Here is an 11,500-nt window from a genome sequence, read left to right as displayed (position 1 = left end):
CCCTTGGGGTATATTCCGCCGGTGGAAGCTGAGGCAAACTACTATCGGCAACTCGCCAGTCAGGCCGTAATGGCGGCTTGACTTAAACCAACCAGCCTCCGCAATTCCCGGGGCGGTTCACTTCACCGGATTTGTAGATATCTAAGAGCTACGATAACTGGGACTTGAGTGTAAACTTCCCCTGTTTAGGTCCACGCAATACTGGAGGTTTCCGGCTGGTGGATCTGCCGGTACTCGACCGGCGTCATGTCGTTCAGTGACTCGTGGGGGATCTGTTCGTTGTAATCGCGGCGCCAGCGCTCCGTATGCTCTCGCACCTCATTGAGGGTCCGAAAGACGTACATGTCGAGCACCCCGCGGCGGTAGCTCCCGTTGAACCGCTCGATGAAGCCGTTCTGCATTGGACGGCCAGGCTGAATGAACTCAAGCTCCACGCCATTCTCCACGGCCCAGTCCGCCAGCGCCTCCCGATTGAAGTCATCGACCAGGTTGAAGGTGCGAAACCGCCGACCATCCCAGAGGGCATCGGACATAAAGTCCGCCGACCAGGTGGCGTTGACCGCCTCGGGCACTGCGAGCGGCTGGGGCTCGCGCTTTGGTAGCCCTTTCTTGCCCTTGCGCCGCAGGTTGAGCTTGAGATCACAGTACACACGCCACACCCGCTTGTGGTTCCAGGGCAGTCCCCGGCGACGGATGAGCTCGTAGAGCTTCGAAAATCCCCGTTCCGGGCAGGTCTCGGAGAGCTCCAGCAGCACCGCGATGACTTCCTCATCCCGGTCCGGGCGAGGGCTGTAACGGGACACCGAGCGCGAGATGCCCACCACCGCACAGGCCCGGCGCTCACTCAGTCCGTGCTCTTCGATCAGCCCAGCCACCAACTCGCGCCTGTGCGCCGGCCTCAGAGCTTTTTTGTGATCACGTCCTTGAGCGCCGTGTTCTCCAGCGCCAGATCCGCGTACATGCGCTTGAGGCGGCTGTTCTCCTCCTCAAGTTCCTTGAGACGCCGAACATCAGCCGCCTCCATGCCACCGTACTTGGACTTCCAGGCGTAGTAGATCGCATCGGAGATGCCGAGTTCCCGGCACACATCCTTGACCTGGCGGCCTCCTTCGACCTGCTTCAGCGTGGCAACGATCTGGGTCTCGGTAAAACGGCTCTTGCGCATCTCGGGCCTCCTCGGCTTAGTGTGCCGGAAGACCTCCAGTTATCCATGGACCTATTATCGGGGAAGGGGACAGTTCGACGTCACTTGTCCAGACGTTCCCTGGATTAACGTGCGCTTCGCAGAAGCCCGTCCGTCGGAGAAGGTCCATCACCTGTGCCGGGTTTGACCCCCGTGGCTTGCGGAGAACGGCGGAAGCTATGACTTTTGATGTTGATACAATGGTCTGATTGAACCATAATTTTCCTTGAAGTTACCTGAACCACCTCGGTGGTACACCAGTCAAGAATTCAGCATGCGTAACATGTTGAAATAACACGTAAATTTAGCGGATCGGGGGAATCCCACCCTCTCCGCCATACCCAAACACAAGGGGCCCCAAAAAACGGGGCCCCTTGTGTTTGGGTATTGAAAAAGACGAGATTTGAACCCACGGCAATGGAGGCGAGGGTTCGGCAATCCAGCGAAGCCCGATCCACACCGCAATACGGTGGTCCAGCCTGCCGGGTCACCGCAGCAGCGGATCACGATGACGGGGCCTCCGCGCACCCGATCAGCGGCACCCGCGCTGCATCCATTCCCGATCCGGCGATGGAATGATGCCGGCGGCTGCCTGACCGGTGCGGGCCCTGCCCGCTAATCAGCCGCCGTCGTGTCCCTTCAGCGCCTTCGCCGTGACGGTGCCACATACGCAACCGTTACCCCTGCAGTCGACCCGCGCGTGTGCGCAAAGACGCTACTCCGCCTGATCTTTCGGCGCCCGACCACGGGTTCGGCTTACCCAGAAATGAAAAACCCTTTCCTGCTCCGGACCGGCGCCCGCGGTCCGTAACCGGTCCACGGTCACATCCACAATTCTCCCGATTGATCTATCTTTCTTATATAGACGGAATGCCCGTCGCTCCATACATCCATCACCAACTCATTGCACAACCGCCGTCGGCGGCAGAAACGCTGCCCCCTCAAGATCGGCCCGATGTGCCAGTCCTCGGCATGACCCGGGCGGCAATTGACATGGATCAAGATCCCGAATTCTTAAATAGTATAATAGGTACATCTTAAGAGGGGTTATTCAGTTTCAGGAGGCGGATGTCGACTCCGGGATCGCGGCCACCACGGTGGACCAGGGTCAGACACCACACCCCCAACCGACCACCCATGTAGAGAGAAAGCGAGGCACGTCATGAAGAAGAAAACCTTAGCCACAGGGCTCCTGTCCCTCGGCCTGCCACTGGCAATGGCGGTCGCGGGCACCGGGACCGTAGCGGCACAGGATGCCCCCCAGTTGTCGGGGGACGACCTGGACCGCGCCAATCTGATCTACTTCCAGCGTTGCGCCGGCTGCCACGGCACCCTGCGCAAGGGCGCCACCGGCCCCGACCTGCTGCCCGAAACCACCCAGGATCTGGGGCAGCGCCGGCTGGAGCGCATCATCTCGCTGGGCACCGAAGGCGGGATGAACAACTTCGACGGGATCCTGGACGAGGACGAGATCACCCTGATCGCGTCGTACATCCAGATGCAACCCACCGAGCCACCGGAAATGACGCTCGCCGACATGAAGGAACGCTGGCAGGTGCATGTGCAGCCGGAGGATCTGCCCACCGAACCGCAGCACGACCGCAACTGGGAGAACTTCTTCGTCACCATCCTGCGTGACGCCGGCAAGATGGGCATCATCGACGGCGATACCAAGGAAGTGGTCGCCGAGGTGGACACCGGTTACGCCGTGCACGTGGCCAAGGAGAGTTCCGACGGGCGGTTCTGGTACACGCAGGGCCGTGACGGGCGGCTGTCGAAGATCGACCTGTGGATGGATCCCCCGCAGGTGACCGCGGAGGTCTACATCGCCTATGACGCCCGTGACGTGGCGGTCTCCCACTACGGCGAGTGGAAGGACAAGTACGTGATCGGCGGCGGCTACTGGCCCCCGCATTTCGTGATCACGGACGCCGACACCATGGAACCGCTCAAGGTCGTGTCCACCCGCGGCTACAACACCGCCGGCGAGTACGTGCACGAGGCCCGCGTGGCCGCGCTGTACAACACGCCCAAGGCACCGAGCTTCCTGGTGAACGTGAAGGAGACGGGCCAGATCTGGCAGGTGGATTACTCCGACATTGAGAACCTGCGGGTCGAGATGATCGAGTCCAAGGAGTTCCTGCACGACGGGTTCTTCGATCCCACGGGCCGTTACTTCCAGATCGCCGCCAACTTCAGCCACCACATGGTCTTCGTGGATACCGAGACCCGCAAGCGCGTGGGCATGCTGAACACCGGCGAAATCCCGCACCCGGGACCGGGCGCCAACTGGAACGATCCGGAGTGCGGTCCGGTGGCCGGAACCACCCATCTGGGTGAAGGCCGCATGACCGCCTGGGGCAACGACCCCGAGGGTCACCCGGACCAGGCCTGGGAGATCTGCTTCTCGGTGGAGACCGACGGCCCCGGCCTGTTCGTGCGAAGCCATCCGAACTCCCCCCACGTGTGGATCGATCAGGCCATGCATCCGGAACCGGACGTGAACCAGTGGGTCATGGTGATGAACAAGGAGACCCGCGAACTCACCCCCATCCAGGTCACGGACAAGCCGGTTGAACACGATGCCGTTGCCGTGCACATGGAGTACAACCAGGCCGGCGACGAGGTATGGGTCTCCGTGTGGGCTCGCGGTCGCGGCCACCTCGAGGAGGGCGAGATCGTGGTGTACGACGACAAGACGCTGGAGGAGAAGGACCGCATCAAGGGACTTGAAACGCCGACCGGCAAGTTCAACGTCTACAACCGCAAGAACCATATCGGCTGACAGCCGCCACCCGGCCGAAGCGCCCCCGGGCGCTTCGGCCTTTTTCCGGACCATCTCCCGACGGGGGTGGCCCGGAAAGGGGCCGAACCGGGCACCGCCGTACATGCATGCATTCAGGGGAATAACAAACCATGATCAGACAACGGCTGCGCAAGTTCACCATACTCGGGGCGTCCCTGGGTGCCGCCATCACATTCTTCATTGCGGGCATCATCTTCTGGGGTGGCTTCCACACGGTGGTGGAAGCCACCAACACCATGCAGTTCTGCACCTCCTGCCACGAAATGCAATGGGTCCACGCGGAATACGAGGATCGACCCCATTACAAGAACCCCACCGGCGTGGGGGCCACCTGCTCCAACTGCCATGTGCCGGACGCCTGGGGCCCGAAGATGGTGCGCAAGGTCGTCGCCAGCCGGGAGCTGTGGCATAAGGCGCTGGGCAGCATCAACACCGAGGAAAAGTTCGAGGCCAAGAGGCTGGCCCTGGCGGAGCGCGTGTGGCGTTCCATGCTGCGCACCGACTCCCGGGAGTGCCGAAACTGCCATGACTGGACCGCCATGGACCTCGAGAAGCAGCCGGCCCGGGCCGCGAGGGAGCATGCGCGTGGTTTCGAACAGGGGCAGACCTGCATCGAATGCCACCAGGGCATCGCCCACAAGCTGCCCGAGGACTGGGATGAATCCCCGGTCTGGGCCCAGGCCGAACCGCGGGAACCCGTCGCCGCGCTGGACCGCGGTGATCCCGTCCTTGAACCGGAACCGGAGGTGGTCGCCGACGGCGAAGCGGTCACCGCGGGCGATCTGGCATCCGGACTCGACTGGAGCAATGTCCCGGAGGTGGAGATCATCCTGTTCCTCACGGGTCAGGCCTCCATCGAGTGGATACAGGATGGCAGCCAGCACGGCGGCGGACGTGCCTTCGGAATGGGAGACCGCTGCATCTGGTGCCACACGGGCGAAGAGGTGGACATCGGCCGGCTGGTGACCACCGGCGAGAAGCTGGAGACCATGGATCTGGGCGACAAGCGCGGCCACGTCCCCATGACGGTTCAGACCGCGTTCGATGACGATTACCTGTACATGCGCTTCCGGTGGGAGGCCGCCGAGCACGCGCCGCTGCCCTTCGTCGACGGCGGGCGCATGGATCCGGACAACCCCATGAAGCTCACGGTCAGCTTTGCCGACGACCGGGTGGACATGGCCGACCGTGCCGGCTGCTGGGCGAGCTGCCACCACGACTCGCCCTACATGCCGGATGCACCGGACGCAGAGACGCTGGCCGCGTCGGAACTGGCCGAGCGCCTGGACCTGAGCAGGGGTGTGACCAAGTACCTGTCCGAAAGCCGCACCAACATCGAGATCCGCGGCCGCCGGGGCGCCGCGCGTGGCGGCTGGGACAAGCTGCGTGATGAAGCGGAGATCGAGGACCTCATGCGCCGCGGCGTCTACCTGGATCTGGCCCGCTACAAGAGCGGCAACGGCGGGCACACCGAAAGCGGATACATACTGGACGAACGTCACTTCGCCGATACGGAGGCCGTGGTGTTCTCGGCCAGCGAGGACAACGGCGTGTGGACCGTGTACATGACGCGCGCCCTGCGCCCGGGCAGCGAGGGGGACAAACCCCTGTCCACCGACGGCAAGTACAACATCGCCATCGCGCTCCACGATGACTACTCGGCCTCCCGTTTCCACCATATATCATGGCAATATGGCCTGGCCTTCGACGCCGAGATCCCCGGAGATTTCGACGACGACATGGTGGAACTCAACGCCACACGCATCAGCCGATAGCGGGCCGACCGCGGGAGGAGAATATGCGTTGGACACTGCTGTGCGGGGTGCTGCTCGCCATGAGCATCCCCGCCCCGGCCCTGGCCAATGGCGACACCGTCACCGTGGAGATGATCGACTACGGTTACTCGCCGGCGGAACTGGAGATCCCCGCGGGCACCACGGTACGCTGGGTCAACATGGAGCGCCGCACCAGCCACGATGTGTATTTCCCGGACGAGGACCTGGGTTCCGAGCGGCTGTTCCCGGAGGAACACTGGGAACGCCGGTTCGACAATCCCGGCACCTACGCGTATCACTGCCGCCCCCATGAAAGCCGCGATATGCAGGGTGTGATCCGCGTCATCGCAAACGATTAGGAGGTTCCATGCGCGCAACGGGCGCACTGCTCAATACGGCCGGGGCCTTCCTGGCCGGCCTTCTCCTCCTCGGTGCTCAGCCGGCCGGGGCGGGCGAGTCGTTGAACGGCTACCGCAGCGCCGAGTTCGGCATGTCCGTCGAACAGGTCAGGGCCCGGCTCGAGGGCGACGGCGTCACGACCTCGAAGGTCTACGAGACCGATGACGGCGATCTGGTCATCGACGGTCGCCTGGCCGGTGAAGCCGACAGGGAAACCGACGTCCGCTATGTGTTCCCCGGCGGCCGCGATCAGCTGGCCCTGGTGCTGGAGTTCCATCCGGACAGTGACCACGTCCAGGCCGTGCAGGCACGGCTGGAACAGACCCATGGAAGCCCCTGGGCGGAGGACCTGGCCGAGCAGTGGTTCGAGCAACTCAAGCCGGGCATGCCGGAAGGCGTGCGCGGGCTCGTGGTATGGGGGGGCGGCGAGAATGGCCGCAACCGCTTCATCCGACTCTGGATATTCGACGACTACCTGTCGGTGGAGTATCTGCATCTCGGACTGCTGGATTCCCGATCATGAAACCGGATGCGTACACGCCGCCGAGGGGGGCGGGGCCGTTGTCATCCACGGCATGATGGCCGTTCGCAGCGCTCCTGTGCCTACCTGAGAATTCCGATGAGACCATCCGGTCGGACCGGTACGCTGACAGCTGCCGGCCTTGCCGCCGCGCCGCTCGCGCAATGAAAACCTGGTCCCCGGACGATACCCGGGGATCCCGGTAACACGCCGGATGCGCTGACGTGGTTCCCCCTGGCATCATGAGCGGCGTCCGATCAACAGGTGTCAACCGTATGCGAATGCGATCCGTCCTGCCGTTCCTGCCATTCCTGCTGTGGCCGGTCATCCAGGAGGCGGGCGCTGACGAGGAAGAGCACGACGGGCAACGCGTGGTGCTGGAGCCCATCACCACCATCGCCCACCGCCAGCCGCGCAGTCTCTCGGAGGTGGCGGGGACCGTCACCATCATCGATCCCGAACGGATCGAGCGCGACATGGCCATCGAGGTCCCCGACATGATCCGTTACGAGCCCGGCGTGGACGTGGATGGCGGCGGCGGCCGTTTCCCCTTTGGCGGTTTCCGGATCCGGGGTATCGGCGGCAATCGTACCGCCGTGGTCGTCGACAATGTTCCCGCGGCGGACCGTTTCAGCGTCGGCAGCTTTGCCGATTCCGGGCGGGGTCTGATGGACCTCGGGCTGGTGAGCCATATGGAGATACTGCGGGGGCCCGCCTCGACCCTCTACGGCAGCAAGGCACTCGGCGGCGTGGTCACCATCGCCACGCTCGATACCGAGGACCTGCTGGCCGGGCGCGACCGCAGCAGCCGGATCGGCTTCGCGGGCGGCACGGATGCCGACCGTCTGCGCATGACGGCGGCCACCGCCGCCCGTCATGACGAGTACGCCCTGCTGTTCGCCGGTGCCGGCCAGCGGGCCGGCGAAGTCAATGTGCCCGATGCTCCCGACCAACCGCCCGCCGACAAGCTGACCCGGCGCCAGGGTGCGATACTCCTGCGCGGCGCGCGCGAGACCGCCGGGGCCAGGACCCGGCTGACGTTCGACAGCATCGACGAGTCCCGGGAGACCGATGTTCGGGCCATGCTGGGGACGGAGCGCTTCGTCAACACCACCTCGCTGGAGGGCGATGACCGGCGCGAGCAGTGGCGCGTTCTGCTGGACCAGGAGTTCGATGACCTCGGTCGGCTGTCTCGCGGCCACTGGCGCGTGTGGCACCAGGAGTCGGAGACCCGGCAGCGCACCCGGGAGGAACGCGCAATCGCCCCTACGCCGGTCGATCTCTACCGCGAGTTCAATTTCCGTCACAAGACCACCGGGATCGGCGCGGATCTGGAATCGGACTTCGAGGCCTTTGGCTTCGATCACCGGTTCGGCTACGGTTTTGAAGTGAGCCGCTCGGATCTGGTCCAGCGCCGGGACGCCCTCCAGACCAACAGGGAAACCGGCGACTCCACCTCTGTCGTGCTCGGTGAGCGCTTTCCCCTGAGGGATTTTCCCCGCACCCGGCTCAACGAACTGGGCGTCTACGTGCACGACGAGATCCACCTGTGGACGGGCGGGCCCATGCTCAGCCCCGGACTCCGGTTCGAGTACTACGATCTGGAAAGCCGCGGCGATCCCCTGTTTGACGAGGCGTTCCCGGACGCCGAGACCACCGATCTGAGTCACACCGCGTGGATGCCGAAACTGGGCCTGGTATGGCCGGTGACCGATCAGCTCGACTACTTCGTGCAATACGCCAGCGGCTTCCGAGCACCGCCCTTCGAGGACGTCAATATCGGACTGGATATCCCGATGTTCAACATCCGGGCCATTCCGAATCCGGATCTCAAGCCCGAGAAGGGGCGCAGCCTGGAGACGGGCATTCGCTGGTGGGGCCCGGAAACGCGCGTCGAACTGACGGTGTTCCGCAATGACTATCGCGACTTCATAGAAACCCGTGCCGCGCTGGGCCCCGATCCGGACACCGGCACCCTGCTTTTCCAGTCGGTCAACCGGGACAGGGTGCGGATCGAGGGTGTCGAGCTGCGGCTGCATCAGGATCTTCCGGGCCCGTTCAACGCCGAGATCGGGGCGGAATGGCTGAAGGGCGAGGATCGCAACACCGGCCGGGCACTGCCGGAGATCGGCCCGCCCAAGGTCATCCTGGCGTTGGAGTACGCCCCCGCCGCGCACTGGGACATGCGGCTTGTCACCACGGCGGCGCGCGGCCAGCGCTCCCTGACCGATGCGGCGGGCAACCCCCAGTTCTCACCCCCGGGCTATACCGTGGCCGACCTGATCGGCCGCTGGCGGCCGCGCCACGACCTGCGCCTGAGCCTGGGCCTGTTCAATCTCACCGACAAGACCTACTGGCGCGCATCAAACGTCACGGGGCGCCCGCCGGACGATCCCACCCTGCCGTATCTGGCCGAACCGGGCCGTTCCGTGCTGGGGCGCATGGAATGGACGTTCTAGCCCGCATATCTCACCGGGATCGCGGGAGCAGGCGAAGGATTCGCGTTCGTAGGCGCCGCTCTGGAGCGAAATCCATAGCCCTAGCTATGGGTTGAGTGAAGAGCAAGCGTATGGGCGCGAAGACGAGCCTGAACCGCGATCCCGGTGAGATATGCGGGCTGGCGCAGCGGCCGGAGCCGCTCAACCGCGCCGCGCCCGGAAGAACGCGCGCAGGCGCCGGGCACACTCCGCCTCCAGCACACCGCCGGTGACCCGGATGCGGTGGTTGTGCCCGGGGAAAGCCAGCAGATCCAGCGCGCCGCCAACGGCGCCCGATTTGGGGTCCGCGGTGCCGAACACCAGCCGCGCGACCCGGGCATGGATCATGGCACCCACGCACATGGGACAGGGCTCCAGGGTGACGTACAGCGTCGTGCCGGGCAGCCGGTAGTTCCCCGCCCTGTCCGCCGCCGCACGCAGGGCCACGATCTCCGCGTGGGCCGTGGGATCCGTGGCGCCGATGGGCCGGTTCCACCCCTCGCCCAGCGCCTCACCGTCGCGCACCACCACCGCGCCCACCGGGACCTCGCCGGCAGTCTCGGCACGGTCCGCGAGTTCCAGCGCCCGGTGCATCCAGTGCGTGTCCTCGTGATCGGTGCTCAACAGGTCATCGGGCATGGCGTGTCCGGCCGTACAGGAGCGCCAGGATACCCTGGAAAGGCATAAACCTGCTCGCCTGTATCTTGTGTCCCGTATCTACGCGTTTATTCCCACTCGATGGTCGCCGGCGGCTTGCCGGATATGTCGTAGGTCACCCGGGAGATCCCGTTGACCTCGTTGATGATGCGCCGGGACACGGTATCCAGGAAATCGTAAGGCAGGTGCGCCCAGCGCGCCGTCATGAAGTCGATGGTCTCCACGGCACGCAGCGCCACCACGTAATCGTAGCGCCGTCCGTCGCCCATCACGCCTACGGATCTGACGGGCAGAAACACCGCAAATGCCTGGGACACCTGGTCGTAGAGGTCCGCCCTGCGCAGCTCCTCGATGAAGATGTCATCGGCCTGGCGCAGCAGGTCGGCGTATTCCTTCTTCACCTCTCCAAGGATACGTACGCCCAGCCCGGGACCGGGGAATGGATGGCGGTAGACCATCTCGCTCGGCAGCCCCAGTTCCACGCCGATTCTGCGCACCTCGTCCTTGAACAGTTCGCGAAGCGGCTCGACCAGGCCCAGCTTCATGTGCTCGGGCAGTCCGCCGACGTTGTGATGCGACTTGATCAGGTGTGCCTTGCCGGTCTTGGATCCGGCGGACTCGATCACGTCCGGGTAGATGGTGCCTTGGGCCAGCCAGCGGGCGTTGGTGAGCTTGCCGGCCTCCTCGTCGAAGACCTCGATGAACAGGCCGCCGATGACCTTTCGCTTTCCCTCCGGGTCACTCACCCCCTCCAAAGCCTTGAGGAAGCGCGCCTCGGCGTCCACGCGAATGACCCTCACGCCCATATGCCGGGCGAAGGTGGCCATCACCTGGTCGCCCTCGTGCAGGCGCAGCAGGCCCGTGTCCACGAACACGCAGGTGAGCTGGTCGCCGATGGCCTTGTGCAGCAGCGCGCCCACCACGGAGGAGTCCACCCCCCCGGAGAGACCAAGAATCACCTGGTCATCACCCACCTGCTCGCGCACACGGGTGATCATGTCATCGATGATGTTCTCCGGGGTCCAGAGGTTGCGGCAGCCGCAGATATCGTGCACAAAGCGCGACAGGATGCGCATGCCCTGCTTGGTGTGAGTGACCTCGGGATGAAACTGCACGCCGTAGAACCCGCGATCCTCGTCCGCCATGGCGGCGATGGGTGCGGAGTCGGTGGACGCCATGAGCCTGAAGCCCTCGGGCAGCACGCTGACGCGGTCCCCGTGGGACATCCAGACATCCAGCATCCCGTGACCTTCCGGCGTGGTGTGATCCTCGATGTCGCTGAGAAGCCGCGTATGGCCCCGGGCGCGTACCTGGGCATAGCCGAACTCCCGGTGGCTGGAACTCTCCACCCGTCCGCCCAGCTGGGCAGCCATGGCCTGCATCCCATAGCAGATGCCGAGCACGGGCACGCCCAGCTGGAACACCAGGTCCGATACCCGCGGCGGATCATCCATGATCACCGATTCCGGTCCGCCCGAGAGAATGATCCCGCTGGGCGCGAACTCGCGAATCTCCCCGGGATCCGCATCCCAGGGATGAATCTCGCAATAGACCCCGGCCTCGCGCACCCTGCGCGCGATGAGCTGCGTGTACTGGGAACCGAAATCGAGTATCAGAATACGGTCGGAATGAATATCCATAAGGGCAGTGGCAAGTCTCAAGTGGCAAGTGGCAAGGGAGGGG

7 protein-coding genes and 1 pseudogene are annotated in these 11,500 nt (G+C 64.5%); 5 read left to right on the top strand and 3 right to left on the bottom strand.

The features are described from left to right. Positions 1-185: 185 nt before the first annotated feature. Positions 186-1,165: pseudogene (locus THITHI_RS20365) on the bottom strand (IS3 family transposase). 1,180 nt (positions 1,166-2,345) lie between these two features. Between THITHI_RS20365 and THITHI_RS0116125 the strand changes: the two are divergent. From THITHI_RS0116125 to THITHI_RS0116105, 5 genes are all read left to right on the top strand, one after another. Continuing rightward, positions 2,346-3,968 (top strand): nitrite reductase, encoded by a 1,623-nt coding sequence (locus THITHI_RS0116125; RefSeq protein ID WP_026186432.1) that lies wholly within the window; start codon positions 2,346-2,348, stop codon positions 3,966-3,968. A gap of 131 nt (positions 3,969-4,099) precedes the next feature. Continuing rightward, the gene (locus THITHI_RS0116120) at positions 4,100-5,764 is read left to right on the top strand and encodes a NapC/NirT family cytochrome c (RefSeq protein WP_018234134.1); all 1,665 of its coding nucleotides are present in this window, start codon (positions 4,100-4,102) and stop codon (positions 5,762-5,764) included. A 23-nt stretch (positions 5,765-5,787) separates the two neighbouring features. Beyond that, a complete protein-coding gene (locus THITHI_RS0116115) occupies positions 5,788-6,123 on the top strand; it encodes a cupredoxin domain-containing protein (protein WP_018234133.1) in 336 nt (111 codons plus the stop codon). A gap of 8 nt (positions 6,124-6,131) precedes the next feature. Continuing rightward, positions 6,132-6,686, top strand: coding sequence for a hypothetical protein (locus THITHI_RS0116110; RefSeq protein ID WP_018234132.1), 555 nt, complete (start codon positions 6,132-6,134; stop codon positions 6,684-6,686). Between the two features lie 272 nt (positions 6,687-6,958). After that, positions 6,959-9,142, top strand: a complete 2,184-nt coding sequence (locus THITHI_RS0116105; RefSeq protein ID WP_198005623.1) for a TonB-dependent receptor domain-containing protein — start codon at positions 6,959-6,961, stop codon at positions 9,140-9,142. 180 nt (positions 9,143-9,322) lie between these two features. Here THITHI_RS0116105 and tadA read toward each other — a convergent pair whose 3' ends face one another. Together tadA and guaA are read right to left on the bottom strand one after the other, a co-directional pair. Next, positions 9,323-9,799 carry a tRNA adenosine(34) deaminase TadA gene (tadA, locus tag THITHI_RS0116100; RefSeq protein ID WP_018234130.1) on the bottom strand — a complete coding sequence of 159 codons (477 nt, stop codon included), beginning with the start codon at positions 9,797-9,799 and terminating at the stop codon, positions 9,323-9,325. 86 nt (positions 9,800-9,885) lie between these two features. After that, entirely contained in the window at positions 9,886-11,457 is a 1,572-nt protein-coding gene (gene guaA, locus THITHI_RS0116095) for a glutamine-hydrolyzing GMP synthase (RefSeq protein WP_018234129.1), read from the bottom strand. Positions 11,458-11,500 lie beyond the last annotated feature (43 nt).

Origin of the sequence: Thioalkalivibrio thiocyanodenitrificans ARhD 1 (genome assembly GCF_000378965.1) — a bacterium.
Classification (GTDB): domain Bacteria; phylum Pseudomonadota; class Gammaproteobacteria; order Ectothiorhodospirales; family Ectothiorhodospiraceae; genus Thioalkalivibrio_A; species Thioalkalivibrio_A thiocyanodenitrificans.
This window is presented reverse-complemented; position numbering and strand designations above follow the sequence as displayed.